The following is a 15,854-nucleotide window of genomic DNA, read 5'->3' as shown; positions in this document are numbered from 1 at the left end:
ATGCCAACCGTTATCGATAAAACGCCAATTCATGACGATGACATCGGATGGTCCAGAGGGGCTATTAGCTATACGCGCGGCGAAGTGGATCCGCCTCACCAGCATTCACAGGGACAGCTTTTGTTTGCCATCAAAGGGGTGATGCTGGTCGAAACCGGCAATAAGCGTTGGGTCATACCGCCGCAGCGCGCGCTGTGGATCCCTCCCTTTCAGGAGCATACCTACAGCGTGTTATCCGCAACGGAGCTGCGCGCGGTCTGGTTTAGCCCTGCGCTGATATCGCAATGCGAATCTTTTAAACGGAAAGAAGAAGTTCACGTCATTATGGCGACAGCGTTGTTCAAAGAGCTGATTGCCGGGCTGTTCAGCGCGGAATACCGGCCAGCCACTCAGCGCAGCATGGCCGTTTTGCTGCTCGATATTCTCAGTGAAGCTCAGCAAATCTCGGCCGAATTACCGATGCCCGTGGATGAGCGCTTACATCGCGTTGCCTGTGACATCATTGCCAATAATCTCTGGGATCTTTCTCTGGAAAGGCTGGCGGAACGGGCCGCGATGTCTGAACGCACGTTTTCACGCGCGTTTATCAAAGATACTGGCTTTAGCTTCCGGGCCTGGCGACAGCGCGCAAGGATTTGTGCCTCGCTGGACCTGCTCGCCAACGGATACCCGGTTAAGCAGGTGGCCTGGATGCTGGGTTTTTCAGGGCAGGCGGCATTTGCGGCGGCGTTTCGCGCGATTGTCGGGGCAACGCCGGCTGACTTTCTCCCCGAACAGAAGCGCTTCCCAGCGATATAGAGAGCGGCTACTATAGCGCGTCTTTTTTCACAGGTACTGCTATGCGTGTTTTACTGGCCCCAATGGAAGGCGTGCTCGACTCCCTCGTGCGCGAGCTTCTGACCGAGGTGAACGACTACGATCTCTGCGTGACGGAATTTCTGCGCGTGGTCGATATGCTGTTGCCGGTAAAATCCTTCTTTCGCCTGTGCCCCGAGCTGCACAACCAGAGCCGGACCTCTTCCGGCACGCTGGTGCGAATTCAGCTGCTCGGCCAGTACCCCGAATGGCTGGCGGAAAACGCCGCCCGCGCGGTTGAGCTGGGCTCATACGGAGTGGATCTCAACTGCGGCTGCCCGTCGAAGCTGGTGAACGGCAGCGGCGGCGGGGCGACCTTGCTGAAAGATCCTGAGCTGATTTATCGCGGCGCGAAAGCCATGCGCGAGGCCGTGCCCGCACATTTGCCGGTGACGGTTAAGGTGCGCCTGGGATGGGACAGCGACGCGCGGCAGTTTGAAATCGCCGATGCGGTGCAGCAGGCCGGAGCCACCGAGCTGGTGGTGCATGGCCGCACCAAAGAAGACGGCTACAAAGCCGAGCGCATAAACTGGCATGCGATCGGCGAGATCCGCAAACGCCTCTCTATTCCGGTGATCGCTAACGGCGAAATCTGGGACTACGAGAGCGCGCAGGCCTGTCTGCAGGCCACCGGCTGCGATGCGGTAATGATCGGTCGCGGCGCCCTGAATGTGCCCAACCTCAGTCGGGTGGTGAAATATAACGAGCCGCGAATGCCGTGGGCAGACGTCGTCACGCTGCTGCAAAAATACAGCCGTCTGGAAAAGCAGGGCGATACCGGTTTGTATCACGTCGCGCGTGTTAAACAGTGGCTGAGTTATTTACGCAAAGAGTATGATGAAGCGCTGGGGTTATTTCAGGAGATTCGTACTTTACAGACGTCGGCTGATATTGCCCGGGTAATTCAGTCGAAATAATAAGCGTTAAATTGCTCACACTTTTTTAAAACAGAAAACAGTTCAGGTTTTCAACGTGGCGCGACGGTGTTAAGGTGCCACTGTTTTCAACGCAGGATTGTTACTGGTTAACAGGCAAAACCTAAGCGTTTCACAGCATTTTCGCTGTGGAGCGCTTAGGTTTTTTTTTTCCTGTCGTTTACGCAGGAGAGACATTTGGCTTAGCGCTTTTTAATGATTTTAAAAAATGAATTATCGACAGGAAATAGAAAAATTTCCTGCGGCCGGTTACGCACTCAATACTCAATCACAGGTTGTTATCATGGCATATAAAAATAAACTCTATGCGTTCGCCTTATTGGCGATATCCCCGCTGTCGATGGCGCAAGACTGGAACGGTACGGTATTAGGGTTTGAAGCTCCGCCGGAGCCTGTGCTGGGCGAAATGCTCGGCATACGTAAAATCCTTAACGATAACGGTTTTACCTATAACCTCGGATACCTGAATGAAATTGGCTGGAACGGCGGTGGCGGATATAACCACGACTCCCACGTGGCCTATATTGACCAGTTCGCGCTGACCTTCAACCAGGATCTGGAGCGCTGGACCGGTATCCCGGACGCGCGTATCGAGGGGAACATCGTCAACCGCAACCACAATGACGACCTCACCACCAAACGCGTGCAGGACCCGCGCGTCAACTTCAACGATCTGACCCAGGAGAGCTGGGGCGGGCAGTCGATTACCCGTCTGGGCTGGCTGACCTTTGCCCGCAGCTTTGACGACCGGCGTCTGACCTGGCGCATCGGGATGATGAACAAGGTGCAAACCTTCGATCAAATTATCCCCTGTGATTTCCAGCTGCTGTCCCAGTGCGGCGGGAAGTCAGCCAACTCGCTGACCTGGAACAACTGGAACGTACACACCTGGGGCACCACGCTTGCCTATAAACTCACCCCGACGCTGACCTTAAAAGGCGGCGTAATGGAGCAGAATCCGCAGGCCGCCAGCCGCAGCCATGCCTGGAGCTGGTCGACGAAGGGCAGCAAAGGGATCTTACTGCCGGTTGAAATCGAAGCGCGTCCGCTGATTAACGGCCTGCCGGGCGCGTACAACCTGGGCGTGGTATTTACCAACGCGCCGCAAACCGATCTCTATCGCGGCAAATCGGGTGGGGCGGGGGCGACGGACCCGGACGGATTCGATACGCACAGCCGGACCTGGTTTATGTACGCCGGACTGAACCAGCAGCTAACGCAGCATCAGGACGATCCGAATCGCGGGTTGAGTACCTCGTTCAGCATGAGCCTTGCGGAGCAGAGCAGTAACTACATGCACCAGGTATACGCCGCCTCGCTGCGCTACCGCGGGCTGTTTGATGCGCGACCGGAAGACTGGATTGGCTTTGGCTTAACCTGGATTGATATGAGCAGCCAGTACGCCCGCAACCAGCGTTACCTGAACAACCTGAGCGGCGTAAGCGATTATGACAATCCGGCGTATCACCCGGTGCCGGGCCATTCCCTGAACGGCGAGTTTTACTACCGTTTTCGTCCGGCGTCATGGCTCGAGCTGCAGCCGGGCATTCAGTACTGGCATCATCCCGGCGGGGTCAGCCGCACCCAGGATGCCTGGGTCACCGAGCTGAAAACGGTGGTGACCTTCTGATATCACCGTAGCAAGTTCGATCCGCGTCACGTTTCTGACGCGTGACGCATTGAGGCTACGAATGAAACTGATAGAGTGCCAGAACTGGATTGTTACTGCTTATGCAGGCAAAACCTGATTTTCTGGCATCTGCCGGAGGTCAGGTTTTTTTGTTTCTGGGGTTCCGATGAAAATCGCCAAGATACTCAATAATAACGTGGTGGTTGTTCAGGATGAGCGCGGGCGCGAACAGGTGGTGATGGGCCGTGGGCTGGCCTTTCAGAAGCGCGTCGGTGAAGCGCTGGATACCGCGTTGGTTGAAAAGGTGTTTGCATTACAAAGCGATGAACTGGTGCGTCGGCTCGGAGAGCTGCTGAGTCAAATTCCGCTGGAGGTGATGACCACCTGCGATCGCATCATCGGGCTGGCGACGCAGCGGCTGGGCAAGCTTCAGGAGAGCTTGTATATCACCCTCACCGATCACTGCTACTTTGCTATTGAGCGGCAGAAGAACGGGCTGGCCATCAAAAACGTGCTGCTGTGGGATATCAAACGGCTGTATCCGAAGGAGTTCGAGTTAGGGCAGGAGGCGCGGGCCATTATCGCCAGACGCCTGAACGTCGAACTGGAGGAGGATGAGGCCGGTTTTATCGCGCTGCATCTGGTCACCGCGCAGCTGAACAGCGAAATGCCGGAGGTGATGCACGTGACGCGGGTGATGCAGGAGATCCTCCAGCTGGTGAAGTATCAGCTGCAGCTTGAGTATGACGAAGAGTCGCTCAGCTATCAGCGTTTTGTCACCCACCTGAAGTTTTTTGCCCAGCGGATGCTCACCCGCACCGTGGTGGAAGATGACGATGTCTCGCTGCATACGGCAGTAAAAGACAACTACGCGAAAGCGTGGAAATGCGCCGAGAAAATCGCCCAGCACCTGAACAAAAGCTATCAGCGTGAGCTGACGACCGAAGAAATTATGTTCCTCGCCATTCATATCGAGCGGGTGAGAAAAGAGGGGCGTTAAGCCTCAAACAGGATTGTTACTGCACTACGCAGGCAAAACCTGAGCGCGGCCTTCGTCAGAAGGCCGTTCTCGGGTTTTTTTATTTTTTGTACTCAGTCAACAGGTGCCTGCGGGCATCGGATGTAAGGAAATCGAGATGGAATACCAGGCTTTAGCGAAGGATATTCTCGGCCACGTTGGCGGAAAAGAGAACATCGTCAGTCTTGTGCACTGCGCGACCCGGCTTCGCTTCAAACTGAAAGAGAATCAACGGGCGGATGCGGAAGGGCTCAAGAAAAATCCGGGCGTAATCATGGTGGTCGAAAGCGGCGGCCAGTTTCAGGTGGTGATTGGCAACCACGTTCACGACGTCTGGCAGGCTGTCCGTAATGAAGCAGGCCTTACGGATGACGCCCCTGTTGTGGAAGAGAAGGGTGAAAAGGGGAACCTGCTGGGCCGCCTGATCGACATCGTCTCCGGGATCTTCACCCCGTTTATCGGTATTCTGGCCGCGTCCGGTATTCTGAAAGGGCTGCTGGCGCTGGCCGTGGTATGCGGCTGGCTCACGACCGGGAGCGGCACGTATAAAATCTGGTTTGCCGCCAGCGACGCGCTGTTCTTCTTCTTCCCGATGGTGCTGGGCTATACCGCCGGGAAAAAATTCGGCGGCAACCCGTTTATTACCATGGTGATCGGTGGGGCGCTCACCCATCCGGTAATGATTGCGGCGTTTAACGCCAGCCAGCAGCCGGGCGCGGTGTCGGACGCCTTTTTGGGCATCCCTGTCACCTGGTTCAACTATAGCTCGTCGGTGATCCCGATTATTCTCGCCGCGTGGGTGAGCTGCTGGCTTGAAAAACAGAGCACCAGGCTGCTGCCTTCCTCGATGAAAAACTTCTTCGCGCCGCTGATCTGTCTGGGCGTGACCGTGCCGCTGACTTTCCTCGTTATCGGGCCGCTGGCGACCTGGCTGAGCCAGCTGCTGGCGAACGGCTATCAGAGTATTTACGTTCTGGCGCCGTGGCTGGCGGGTGCGGCGATGGGCGCGCTATGGCAGGTCTGCGTTATTTTTGGCCTGCACTGGGGGCTGGTGCCGCTGATGATTAACAACCTGGCGGTGCTGGGGCATGACTCCATGCTGCCCATGCTCTTGCCCGCGGTGTTTGGTCAGGTGGGGGCGGCGCTGGGTATTTTCCTGCGCACCCGCGATGCGCGTCAGAAAATGCTGGCCGGCTCATCCGTGACGGCAGGTATTTTCGGTATCACCGAACCCGCAGTGTATGGCGTAAACCTGCCGCTGCGCCGTCCGTTTATTTTCGGCTGCGTGGCGGGGGCTATCGGCGGGGCGATTGTCGGCTTCAGCGACACTCACGTGTACTCCTTCGGCTTCGCCAATATCTTTACCATCGCCCAGATGATTCCGCCTGGTGGGGTAAACGCCACGCTGTGGGGAGGCGTGATCGGCACCGCGGTGGCGCTGGTGCTGAGCTGCGGCCTGACGCTGGTCGCCGGTATGCCAGGAAACACCGCGACAGAAGGGGCGGTCTCCGTGGGTGAAAACGATGTGCTGGCACCGATGACCGGCACCGTTCTGGCGCTCGACCAGGTGCCGGATACCACCTTTGCCAGCGGCCTGCTGGGCAGCGGTGCCGCGATTATTCCCTCCGATAACAAAGTGGTTGCCCCGTTTGCCGGCGTGGTGGCCTCTCTTTTCCAGACCAAACACGCCATCGGCCTGCTTAGCGACAGCGGGATTGAAGTGTTAATCCACGTGGGTATCGACACCGTGAAGCTCGACGGCAGGCCGTTTACCGCCCACGTGAAGGTGGGTGACAAAGTACAGCCCGGCGATCTACTGCTGGAGTTTGACCGACAGGCGATTATCGATGCCGGATTCGACCTGGCGACCCCGATTATTATCAGTAACAGCGATGAGTATCGCGACGTGGTGACCGTGGCGGCAACGTCCGTCAGTGCCGGTGCGCCGTTACTCAGCGTAAGCCATCAATAACAGGAGAACGTGATGAAAACTTTCCCGGACGATTTTTTATGGGGCGGCGCGGTTGCCGCGAATCAGGTAGAGGGCGCGTATCTGGAAGAGGGAAAAGGGCTGTCCACCTCAGACGTTCAGCCGCGCGGTGTCTTTGGCCCGGTGGTTGAGCGCGTGGCGGGTGACAGCGGCATCAAGGATGTTGCCATCGACTTCTATCATCGCTATCCCGAAGACATCAAACTGTTCGCTGAGATGGGCTTTAGCTGCCTGCGCGTCTCCATTGCCTGGACCCGCATTTTTCCGAACGGCGATGAGCAGCAGCCTAACGAGGCGGGGCTGGCGTTTTACGACCGGCTGTTTGACGAGCTTGCTGTGCACAACATTACCCCGCTGGTGACGCTGTCGCATTACGAAATGCCGTGGGGGCTGGTGAAGCAGTACGGCGGGTGGGGCAGCCGCCAGACTATCGACTTCTTTGAACGCTATGCCCGTACCGTGTTCGTGCGCTACAAAGAGAAGGTGAAGCTCTGGCTGACCTTCAACGAGATCAATATGTCTCTGCACGCGCCGATGACCGGCGTGGGCCTGCCGGAAACCAGCAGCAAAGGTGAAGTGTATCAGGCAATCCACCATCAGCTGGTTGCCAGCGCGCTGGCGGTGAAGGCCTGCCACGAGATCGTTCCTGATGCCAGAATTGGCAACATGCTGCTGGGCGGCCTGATGTATCCGCTGACCTGCAAGCCGGAAGATGTTCTGAAGACGCTGCAGGAAAACCGCACCTGGCAGTTCTTTGGCGACGTGCAGTGCCGCGGCGCTTACCCGGGGTATATGCAGCGCTTCTTCCGCGACCGCGGTATTCAGCTTGAGGTCACGGACGCCGACCGCGAGGCGCTGAAATCGACCGTCGATTTTATCTCCTTCAGCTACTACATGACGGGCTGCGTTACCGCGGATGAAGCTCTCAACCAGCAGGCGCGCGGCAACATCCTGAGCATGGTGCCAAACCCGCATCTGGCCAGTTCCGAATGGGGCTGGCAGATTGACCCCATCGGCCTGCGTACCCTGTTAAACGTGCTCTGGGATCGCTATCAGAAGCCGTTGTTTATCGTGGAAAATGGCCTCGGGGCGAAGGATAAACCGGACGCGGACGGCGTGGTGCAGGATGACTATCGCATCAGCTACCTTAACGACCATCTGGTACAGGTGCGTGAGGCAATTGATGACGGCGTTGAGGTGATGGGATATACCAGCTGGGGGCCAATCGATCTGGTGAGCGCGTCTAAAGCTGAACTCTCTAAGCGCTACGGCTTTATTTACGTCGATCGCGATGACAGCGGAAAAGGCACGCTGGCGCGCAGCCGCAAAAAGAGCTTCTACTGGTATAAAGAGGTTATTGCTACGAAAGGTGCTTCGCTGAAAGCCTGATATCGAGGACGTTGCCCGGCGATGCGCCGGGCAAAGGAATCAGAAAATCATCTTGAATACACCGGTAACCACTAAGAGACCTATCAGAAATATAATCAAAATAACCCACAGTAATATTTTCATTCCCTTCTCCCGCTCATGTATGTCCTGAATAAGTGTAGCAGCGTATTTATGGTTGGCATGAATGTATTAAATTTAATCATTATTTTTAGGAATAAATTTCCGTGTATTAAGATGTATGACAATTTGCGGATTGCCACGCGTTACTAAAAAAATGAACGACACTGAGCGTAACGTGCGCCTTTATTTTTTGAGTTTATGGCGTCATGAAACGTTCTCTTATTTTTTCTCTGAGTGCTCCCTTCGTTTTTATTCTGGCAGCCTGTGCGCCTGAACATGCCACGGTATCTCCCATTAAAACGCAAACCGCTGCGGCGTCGGTGAATACGCAGCTTCGTCATACCGACTGGCCGAAAAATGAGTGGTGGAAAGAGTATAACAATCCCGAACTTAACGGGCTTATTGCGAAAGCATTAAGCGATGCGCCGGATATGCAGATTGCCCGTCAGCGCATTACGCTTGCCGAAGCCCAGGCCAAAGCCGTAATGGCAGCCGACGGTCCGCAGATTAATTTTTCCGCCGATGCGGAACGTCAGAAAATGTCCGCCGAAGGGCTGATGGGACCGTTTGCCTTTACCGACCCGGCTGCAGGCACCACCGGGCCGTGGTACACCAACGGCACCTTTGGCCTGACCGCAGGCTGGGATCTCGATCTGTGGGGAAAAAATCGCGCCCGGGTCGAGTCCCGGATTGGCAAAGTGAATGCGCAAAAAGCGGAGCTGGAGCAGACGCGTCAGCTGCTGGCCAGCAGCGTGGCGCGGCTTTACTGGGAATGGCAAACGCAGGCCGCCGTGGGGGAGGTCCTCGCGCAGATCAAACATGAGCAGGACAATATTATCGGGGCCGATCGCGAGCTGTATCAACACGGCATCACCTCCTCCGTTGAGGGCGTCGAAACGGATATCAACGCCAACAAAACCGAAGCGCAGCTGGCAGAAGTCAACGGGAAGATGAAAGCCGTTGAGGCGCGCCTGGTCGCGCTGACGAACGCCTCTTCCGTGACGCTGACGCGGCACGCCTTGCCGACGGTGGAAGCCTCGTTACCGTCGACGCTCGGCTATGAACTGCTGGCACGTCGTCCGGATCTTCAGGAGGCGCACTGGTATATCGAAGCCTCTATGAGCGAAGTGGAGGCTGCCCGAGCGGCTTTCTACCCTGACGTGAACCTGATGGCATTCTTACAGCAGGATGCCCTGCACCTGAGCGATCTGTTCCGCTCTTCCGCGCAGCAGATGGGCATGACCGCCGGGCTGACGCTGCCGATTTTCGACAGCGGCAGGCTGAACGCCAGCCTGGATATCGCACAGGCGCAGAATAATCTCTCGGTGGCGAACTACAACAAAGCGGTGGTCGAAGCCGTCAATCAGGTGGCACGTACGGCCAGTGAAGTCGAAACGCTGACGGCGAAGAACAGCCACCAGCAGCAGGTTGAAAAAGATGCGGCACGCGTTGTGGCGCTTGCCCAGGCGCGTTTCAGCGCGGGGATCGTTGCGGGCTCTCGGGTCAGTGAAGCCAGAATACCGGCCCTCAAAGAACACCTCGAAGGATTACTGTTAAAGGGGCAGTATGTCGACGCCACGCTGCAGCTGACCTCGGCGCTGGGCGGTGGCTATCATCATGGCTAAAAAAGGTCATTATCTATACTTACCTCTTTGCAGTTTTTCAGGAGGTGAGTATGACCAGAGTAGCGATTGTAACCGCATCGGATTCCGGGATCGGTAAAACCACGGTGCTGATGCTTGCAGAGCGCGGGTTTGATATTGGCGTCACCTGGCATTCGGATGAAAAAGGGGCGCTGGAAACCTGCCGCGAAGTTGAAGCTCAGGGGCAGCGCGCAGAGGCTATCCATCTTGACTTAAGCACACTGCCGGAAGGCGCAGAGGCTATTGAAACGCTGATTGCGCGTTTTGGCCGGCTGGACGTGCTGGTCAATAATGCGGGTGCGATGACCAAAGCGCCGTTCCTTGAAATGCCGTTTGACGACTGGCGGAATATTTTCACCGTCGACGTGGACGGCGCGTTTCTCTGTTCACAAATTGCCGCCCGGCAGATGGTGAAGCAGGGGGAAGGGGGGCGGATTGTGAACATTACCTCGGTGCATGAGCACACGCCGCTGCCGGAGGCGAGCGCCTACACGGCGGCAAAACATGCGCTCGGCGGGTTAACCAAATCCATGGCGATGGAACTGGTTAAGCACAATATTCTGGTAAATGCCGTAGCGCCGGGTGCCATTGCCACGCCGATGAATGACATGGACGACAGCGAAGTGAAGGAAGGCTCAATGCCGGAAATACCGCTGGCAAGGCCGGGCCACACTAAAGAGATCGCCAGCCTGGTGGCATGGCTTTGCGACAGCGACGCCAGCTATACCACAGGGCAATCGTTTATCGTCGACGGGGGTTTTATGCTGGCGAACCCGCAGTTTAAGCCGGAGGGGTAGTAACCTTTCTCCCTCTCCCTCTCCCTCTCCCTCTCCCTCTCCCTCTCCCTCTCCCTTGAGGGAGAGGGCTGGGGTGAGGGGGAACATACGGCTGTAGTGGTCATTCCGTTCACTTCATGTTCTTTGCTACTCTGTAACAGCATGACCTGTGAACGTGCCAGGGCGGCTCAATCGCCGCCGCCCTGGCGACCCGGGCTCCCGGCGGTAAATCGCCGCTTCGCGGATTGCTCGCCCCATCCCTGGGGCTCACCCTTTCCGGGCCAGCGCAGGCGCTGTCCAAAATTGCTCCCGGCAATTTTGTCCTCAGCTTATTCCTTCAGGCTATCGGGTCGGGCATGAGCCTGCATCCCTGCAGGCCACGCCCTCTCGGCGCATCCCTGCGCCTCGCCCCGGCCTTACGGAAACGCTTCGGCGATTTACAGCCGGACCAGGGCGTCGCTGTAAGTGATTAATATTGCGAAGCAACGTTCATCGCTTCAGGTAAAAAAATACTGGGGATTCCTCAGCCCTGTGGGGTAGGGTGAGGGCATCAGGCCGCACTCACTCCTCATCCCGCGTCTTTTCCCGGTGCTTCAGCCACAGTCGAACCCCAATCACCGCCACAACCATCAGAATCAACCATGCCCAGTGCTTCAGGTGCTGGTCGAGATTATGCAGCCATGGCGCAATCACTTCGCCCCCTGCGTAACCGAGCGTCGTAAAGATCAGTGCCCAGGCAACCGCGCCCAAAATATTGAGCGGCAGAAAAATTTTTGGCGGCAGATGACTGGCACCAATCAGTATCGGCCCGATAATGCGAAAGCCATACATAAAGCGCGTGCCAATGACGAACAGATAGGGATGACGTTGAATGAGCCGCTGAGCGCGGCGGATTTTCTTTTGATGCTTTGCGAAGCGTTTAAGCAGCGTTGGCCCAAATCGCAGCCCCAGAAAGTAGAGCAGCTGATCGCCAATCATTCCACCCAGCGCGACCGCGGCAACGACCAGCGGGAACTTCAGTAACCCCTGATGCGCGGCGACGCCCCCTAACAGCGTGATGGTTTCACCTTCTGCCACGCTGCCGATGACCAGCGCGGCATAGCCATATTGCTCAATGAGTGCGTTAATATCCATTACGTAAATGTTATCTCCCTCAGCGTACCTCGTTTAATCATATACCCCGTGAATCAACAGCGGGGAAATCAACGGAAATTTCCCACTGTACATAAAATAATCTAAAGCCTGCATTATACTTAAGGTATCGCTGACGGGCCGACAACAAGGGGGCGCTATGAACCATGTCTGGGGACTTTTCTCCCATCCCGATCGTGAAATGCATGTCATTAAAAGTGAGAACGAAACGGTCTCGCATCATTACACGCACCATGTGCTGCTGATGGCTGCGGTGCCGGTAATATGCGCCTTTATCGGAACAACACAAATCGGCTGGAACTTCGGTGACGGCACCGTGGTTCAGCTTTCCTGGTTTACCGGGCTTTATCTGGCCATCGTTTTTTATGGCCTGATGCTGGCGGGTGTGGCGGTTATGGGGCGCGTCATACACTGGATGGCGCGTAACTATCCGCAGCGTCCATCGCTGGCGCACTGTATGGTCTTTGCCGGATATGTCGCGACCCCGCTGTTCTTAAGCGGTATTGTTGCGCTCTATCCACTGGTCTGGCTGTGCGCGCTGATCGGTACCATTGCCCTCTTTTACACCGGGTATCTGCTGTATCTGGGGGTTCCAACCTTCCTGAATATCAATAAAGAAGAAGGCCTGAGTTTTTCCAGTTCAACACTCGCCATTGGGGTGCTGGTGCTGGAGGCGCTACTGGCGCTGACGGTTATTCTTTGGGGTTATGGATACCGTCTCTTCTGAGTTCACTGCATTGCTGGCGTAAATGCCAGCAATGCAGCATCTGTTCACGATTATCCGCTAGCGACAACGCTCTGTGACCGCTATGATGCCGAAGCCAGCCTGTGTTTATCCGTTGATACAGGCGGTGTACGTCATGACGTGCGTGAATAATTATCAGAAGTCTCACCATGCAGAAATTCCGAGTCTCTTTACTTAGCCTGGCGCTGCTGCTGGGCGCGTCCGCTGCCGTGCCGGCCGTCGCCAAAACGCCCGCGGTGAGCGCCGCCGCTGCTCAACCGCAAATTGCGTCCGGCAGCGCGATGATTGTCGATCTCAACACCAATAAGGTGATTTACGCCAGCCATCCGGACCTGGTGCGCCCGATCGCCTCGATTACCAAATTAATGACCGCGATGGTGGTGCTTGATGCACATCTGCCGCTGGACGAAAAGCTAAAAGTAGATATCAGCCACACGCCGGAGATGAAAGGGATCTACTCCCGCGTGCGGCTGAACAGTGAAATCAGCCGTAAAAATATGCTGCTGCTGGCGCTGATGTCGTCTGAAAACCGCGCGGCGGCGAGCCTGGCGCACCACTATCCGGGCGGCTACGACGCCTTTATCCGCGCGATGAACGCAAAAGCCAAAGCGCTGGGGATGAATAATACGCACTACGTTGAACCGACGGGGCTGTCGATCAACAACGTCTCCACGGCGCGCGATCTGACGAAACTGCTGATTGCCAGCAAACAGTATCCGCTGATTGGTCAGCTCAGTACCACCCGTGAAGAGATGGCGACCTTTGCGAACCCGGCCTATACGCTGCCGTTCCGCAACACTAACCATCTGGTTTATCGCGATAACTGGAATATTCAGCTAACGAAAACCGGCTTTACCAACGCGGCAGGACACTGTCTGGTGATGCGCACCGTGTTTAACGGTAAGCCAGTGGCGCTGGTGGTGATGGATGCCTTCGGCAAATATACCCACTTCGCGGACGCGAGCCGCCTGCGCACCTGGATTGAAACCGGAAAAGTGCAGCCTGTACCGGCCGCGGCATTGACGTATAAAAAGCAGAAAGCCGAGCAGATGGCGACGGCGCAGAACGATTAATTTCCCTCTGCCCGCAGATGCCCTCACCCCGACCCTCTCCCTGTCGGAGAGGGAGAAAACACTAAAAACGGTAACCCAGGTTACCGTTTTGCGTTTATTCCGGCAGCGTCCAGTCACCATCGTTGAGCGGGCGCTGCATAATCACCGTATCCCGCCAGTCGCCTTTCTTATACCCCACGCTGCGCAGCTGACCGACAATCTCGAAGCCGTGCTTTTTATGCAGCCGCAACGAGCCGGCATTATTATTGCCATCTCCCACCACGGCAATCATCTGCCGCCACGGCCCTTGCTCGCAGCGTTCAATCAACGCATCCATCAGTGCCGAGCCAAAACCGCGCCCGGTGATGCTGGCATCAACGTAAATCGACTCTTCCAGGGTATAGCGGTAGGCGTGTCGCGGACGGTAAGGCGTGGCGTAGCAGTAGCCCACCACGATGCCGCGATACAGCGCGATAAGCCACGGTAAACCGTGCTCAGCCACGCTTTTCATACGATGTCGCATTTCGTCGATGGTGGGGGGGACTTCTTCAAACGACGCGCGCCCGTGAAGCACATGCCAGGCATAGATGGCGGCAATAGCATGCACATCATCGGGAAGGGCGTCGCGCACTTCCAGTTCGGTCTCGGATAAAACATCAACAGCCGACATGATGTGCCTGCTCCTCGTTATAGAAAGCCGGAGAAACGTTTCTCCGGCGATAAGCAGTTACTCTATTACGATTAAGGAGCGCTTAACAATCTCTCAAATTTGGCTGTAGGAATTAATCAGACGTTTGCGTTATGCGCTGCTCCGCGTCTGCGCTCTCTTTCCAGTATTTCTTCCGCGTTGTTTTACCAATGCCGGGATTCATGCTGTTTGTAGGGTCATTCTCGCGATAAAACTGCTTAAGTGCGTCAGGGGCTTCATAAAGATGTCCGACGTTATGTTCCGCAGGATATTGTGCGCCGCGTTCACGCAGAAGGGCGAGCATCTGCTCCTTCAGTTCGTGTGCGTCGACCCCTTTTTTGACAATGTAATCCTGATGGAAGACATAACACATAAAGTGGCCGTAATAGAGCTTGTGCACCAGCTTGCTGTCGATTTCCGGCGGGAGATGCTCGAACCAGTCGGTGTCGTTACGTCGCAGGGCGATATCCAGCGCCAGAATATCTTCCACTTCTTCGGAATGCACCGCCTGGTAACGGATGGCTGCGCCTGCGGCGGCAAAACGGTGCAGGAAGGCTTTGCTGCCCTCTTCAGGCGTACAGGCAAAGAAATCCCCTTCGGCGGTTTTGAAGTATTCGGTCAGCCAGGACTGCGCTTCGGCAATCCCGTCCCCGGCCATTTTCAGCAGCAGGTGATGTTCGTACTTGTCGCGCCAGGTTTTCATTCTCTCCGGTAAATGCGCCGGGAAAACGTTGCCCAGCTTCTGCATAAAGCGGTCGGTGAAGTGGGGTTTAAACAGCGACACTTTCTCCAGCATCGCATCGGTGCGGCCCTTCATGGTGAAGAAGAACGGCATTTTGTCGGTGCCGAGCTTGTCGATCATCAGGAAGGTATCTTTGCCGTAACGTTCGGCGATGTCGTAAATGTCCCGGTGCATGTACTCGCCCGCCACCGGAAGATTGCTGAATTCGCCCAGAATATGACGGCGGATTTCCGTCAGAACCTCAGGCTGATTGGTACCGATGTAAAATACCTGCTGCTTTTTCTCTGCCGGGAAGGTATCCAGACGCACAGCAAAAACGGCAAGCTTCCCGGCGCAGCCGGAGGATTCAAACAGGCGGTCCGGGTCGGCGTTGTAGCGCGCCGGCGTATCGGCGTCGATATCCCGGACGCGGGTCACGTAGTCGTGATCGTGCGCATGACGGCCGTCGTGCTGCACGTCTTCGTCCTTCACGCGATCGTCGTCAAGCTTGCTGAGGATCTGTTCTGGCGTCACGCCGAGATCGATTCCCAGATGGTTCACCAGCGTCAGCTTGCCGTTTTCGTCAATACGGGCAAACAGCGACATCTCGGTATACGCCGGGCCGCGCTGCACCAGCGAGCCGCCGGAGTTATTGCAGATCCCGCCGACCACCGAGGCGCCAATGCAGGAGGAGCCAATCACCGAGTGCGGTTCGCGGCCCAGCGGCTTAAGCGCTTTTTCGAGGGAGTAAAGCGTGGTGCCGGGAAACGCGAGCACCTGCTCGCCCTTGTCCAGCAGGTGCAGCTTGTCGAGACGCAGGGTACTGATAATCACGATGTCACGATCGTAATCGTTGCCGTTCGGCGTGGAGCCTTCGGTCAGGCCGGTGTTGGCCGCCTGCATTAAAATAATCTTGTCGGCCGCGACGCAGGCGCTCAGCACGCGCCACAGTTCCAGCAGCGTGCCGGGGAAAACCACCGCCAGCGCCTCGCCCTGACCGGAGCGGAAGCCCTTGCGGTAGCGGGCGGTTTTAGCCGGGTCGGTAAGCAGGTGAGAGGAGCCAACCAGGCGCGACAGTTCGTTAATAAATGCTTTGTTATCGTCAGTTCGAACAGAAGACATCTTCCACTCCTTGTGGTG

Annotated in this window: 13 protein-coding genes and 1 pseudogene; 10 read left to right on the top strand and 4 right to left on the bottom strand. The window is 56.4% G+C overall.

Going from position 1 to position 15,854, the window contains the following annotated elements; translation table 11 throughout:
* From PUP35_RS14870 to PUP35_RS14845, 6 genes and pseudogenes are all read left to right on the top strand, one after another.
* On the top strand, positions 1-798 hold the full coding sequence (locus tag PUP35_RS14870) for an AraC family transcriptional regulator (protein ID WP_274240359.1): 798 nt from the start codon (positions 1-3) through the stop codon (positions 796-798).
* 41 nt (positions 799-839) lie between these two features.
* Positions 840-1,772: a tRNA dihydrouridine(16) synthase DusC gene (gene dusC, locus PUP35_RS14865; RefSeq protein ID WP_274240358.1), complete on the top strand. Its 933-nt coding sequence runs from the start codon at positions 840-842 to the stop codon at positions 1,770-1,772.
* 358 nt (positions 1,773-2,130) lie between these two features.
* Positions 2,131-3,420 (top strand): carbohydrate porin, encoded by a 1,290-nt coding sequence (locus tag PUP35_RS14860; protein ID WP_441315737.1) that lies wholly within the window; start codon positions 2,131-2,133, stop codon positions 3,418-3,420.
* Positions 3,421-3,586: 166 nt separating this feature from the next.
* On the top strand, positions 3,587-4,420 hold the full coding sequence (gene licT, locus PUP35_RS14855) for a BglG family transcription antiterminator LicT (RefSeq protein WP_115875840.1): 834 nt from the start codon (positions 3,587-3,589) through the stop codon (positions 4,418-4,420).
* A 29-nt stretch (positions 4,421-4,449) separates the two neighbouring features.
* Positions 4,450-6,410: pseudogene (gene bglF / locus PUP35_RS14850) on the top strand (PTS beta-glucoside transporter subunit IIABC); the annotation flags it as partial.
* 12 nt (positions 6,411-6,422) lie between these two features.
* Positions 6,423-7,817, top strand: a complete 1,395-nt coding sequence (locus PUP35_RS14845; protein WP_274240356.1) for a glycoside hydrolase family 1 protein — start codon at positions 6,423-6,425, stop codon at positions 7,815-7,817.
* Positions 7,818-7,856: 39 nt separating this feature from the next.
* Here the strand turns inward: PUP35_RS14845 and yohP are convergent, their stop codons facing one another.
* On the bottom strand, positions 7,857-7,940 hold the full coding sequence (gene yohP / locus PUP35_RS22040) for a small membrane protein YohP (RefSeq protein WP_015572324.1): 84 nt from the start codon (positions 7,938-7,940) through the stop codon (positions 7,857-7,859).
* A 203-nt stretch (positions 7,941-8,143) separates the two neighbouring features.
* Here yohP and mdtQ point away from each other — a divergent pair, with 203 nt between their 5' ends.
* Both mdtQ and PUP35_RS14835 read left to right on the top strand, forming a co-directional pair.
* Complete coding sequence (gene mdtQ, locus PUP35_RS14840) at positions 8,144-9,562, top strand: multidrug resistance outer membrane protein MdtQ (RefSeq protein ID WP_271368652.1); 1,419 nt, start codon at positions 8,144-8,146, stop codon at positions 9,560-9,562.
* Positions 9,563-9,612: 50 nt separating this feature from the next.
* Positions 9,613-10,377, top strand: coding sequence for an SDR family oxidoreductase (locus PUP35_RS14835; RefSeq protein ID WP_274240355.1), 765 nt, complete (start codon positions 9,613-9,615; stop codon positions 10,375-10,377).
* Between the two features lie 540 nt (positions 10,378-10,917).
* Here PUP35_RS14835 and PUP35_RS14830 read toward each other — a convergent pair.
* Positions 10,918-11,490 carry a DedA family protein gene (locus PUP35_RS14830; protein ID WP_274240354.1) on the bottom strand — a complete coding sequence of 191 codons (573 nt, stop codon included), beginning with the start codon at positions 11,488-11,490 and terminating at the stop codon, positions 10,918-10,920.
* A gap of 157 nt (positions 11,491-11,647) precedes the next feature.
* Here PUP35_RS14830 and PUP35_RS14825 point away from each other — a divergent pair, with 157 nt between their 5' ends.
* Positions 11,648-12,235: a Yip1 family protein gene (locus tag PUP35_RS14825; RefSeq protein WP_023312454.1), complete on the top strand. Its 588-nt coding sequence runs from the start codon at positions 11,648-11,650 to the stop codon at positions 12,233-12,235.
* A gap of 167 nt (positions 12,236-12,402) precedes the next feature.
* Entirely contained in the window at positions 12,403-13,326 is a 924-nt protein-coding gene (pbpG, locus tag PUP35_RS14820) for a D-alanyl-D-alanine endopeptidase (RefSeq protein WP_111965977.1), read from the top strand.
* A gap of 94 nt (positions 13,327-13,420) precedes the next feature.
* Here the strand turns inward: pbpG and PUP35_RS14815 are convergent, their stop codons facing one another.
* Both PUP35_RS14815 and dld read right to left on the bottom strand, forming a co-directional pair.
* Entirely contained in the window at positions 13,421-13,975 is a 555-nt protein-coding gene (locus tag PUP35_RS14815) for a GNAT family N-acetyltransferase (protein ID WP_115875833.1), read from the bottom strand.
* Positions 13,976-14,087: 112 nt separating this feature from the next.
* A complete protein-coding gene (gene dld / locus PUP35_RS14810) occupies positions 14,088-15,836 on the bottom strand; it encodes a D-lactate dehydrogenase (protein WP_133294803.1) in 1,749 nt (582 codons plus the stop codon).
* Positions 15,837-15,854 lie beyond the last annotated feature (18 nt).

The sequence above is a fragment of the Enterobacter sp. S-33 genome (genome assembly GCF_028735835.1).
Lineage (GTDB): Bacteria > Pseudomonadota > Gammaproteobacteria > Enterobacterales > Enterobacteriaceae > Enterobacter > Enterobacter vonholyi.
Note: the sequence above shows the minus strand (reverse complement) of the source record. Positions and strands in the feature narration are given on the sequence as shown.

What these genes read in the sequence shown, in the direction of transcription:
- PUP35_RS14870 (WP_274240359.1), top strand. Translation starts at nt 1, where the DNA reads ATGCCAACCGTTATCGATAAAACGCCAATTCATGACGATGACATCGGA.
- dusC (WP_274240358.1), top strand. Translation starts at nt 840, where the DNA reads ATGCGTGTTTTACTGGCCCCAATGGAAGGCGTGCTCGACTCCCTCGTG.
- PUP35_RS14860 (WP_441315737.1), top strand. Translation starts at nt 2,131, where the DNA reads ATGGCGCAAGACTGGAACGGTACGGTATTAGGGTTTGAAGCTCCGCCG.
- licT (WP_115875840.1), top strand. Translation starts at nt 3,587, where the DNA reads ATGAAAATCGCCAAGATACTCAATAATAACGTGGTGGTTGTTCAGGAT.
- PUP35_RS14845 (WP_274240356.1), top strand. Translation starts at nt 6,423, where the DNA reads ATGAAAACTTTCCCGGACGATTTTTTATGGGGCGGCGCGGTTGCCGCG.
- yohP (WP_015572324.1), bottom strand. Translation starts at nt 7,940, where the DNA reads ATGAAAATATTACTGTGGGTTATTTTGATTATATTTCTGATAGGTCTC.
- mdtQ (WP_271368652.1), top strand. Translation starts at nt 8,144, where the DNA reads ATGAAACGTTCTCTTATTTTTTCTCTGAGTGCTCCCTTCGTTTTTATT.
- PUP35_RS14835 (WP_274240355.1), top strand. Translation starts at nt 9,613, where the DNA reads ATGACCAGAGTAGCGATTGTAACCGCATCGGATTCCGGGATCGGTAAA.
- PUP35_RS14830 (WP_274240354.1), bottom strand. Translation starts at nt 11,490, where the DNA reads ATGGATATTAACGCACTCATTGAGCAATATGGCTATGCCGCGCTGGTC.
- PUP35_RS14825 (WP_023312454.1), top strand. Translation starts at nt 11,648, where the DNA reads ATGAACCATGTCTGGGGACTTTTCTCCCATCCCGATCGTGAAATGCAT.
- pbpG (WP_111965977.1), top strand. Translation starts at nt 12,403, where the DNA reads ATGCAGAAATTCCGAGTCTCTTTACTTAGCCTGGCGCTGCTGCTGGGC.
- PUP35_RS14815 (WP_115875833.1), bottom strand. Translation starts at nt 13,975, where the DNA reads ATGTCGGCTGTTGATGTTTTATCCGAGACCGAACTGGAAGTGCGCGAC.
- dld (WP_133294803.1), bottom strand. Translation starts at nt 15,836, where the DNA reads ATGTCTTCTGTTCGAACTGACGATAACAAAGCATTTATTAACGAACTG.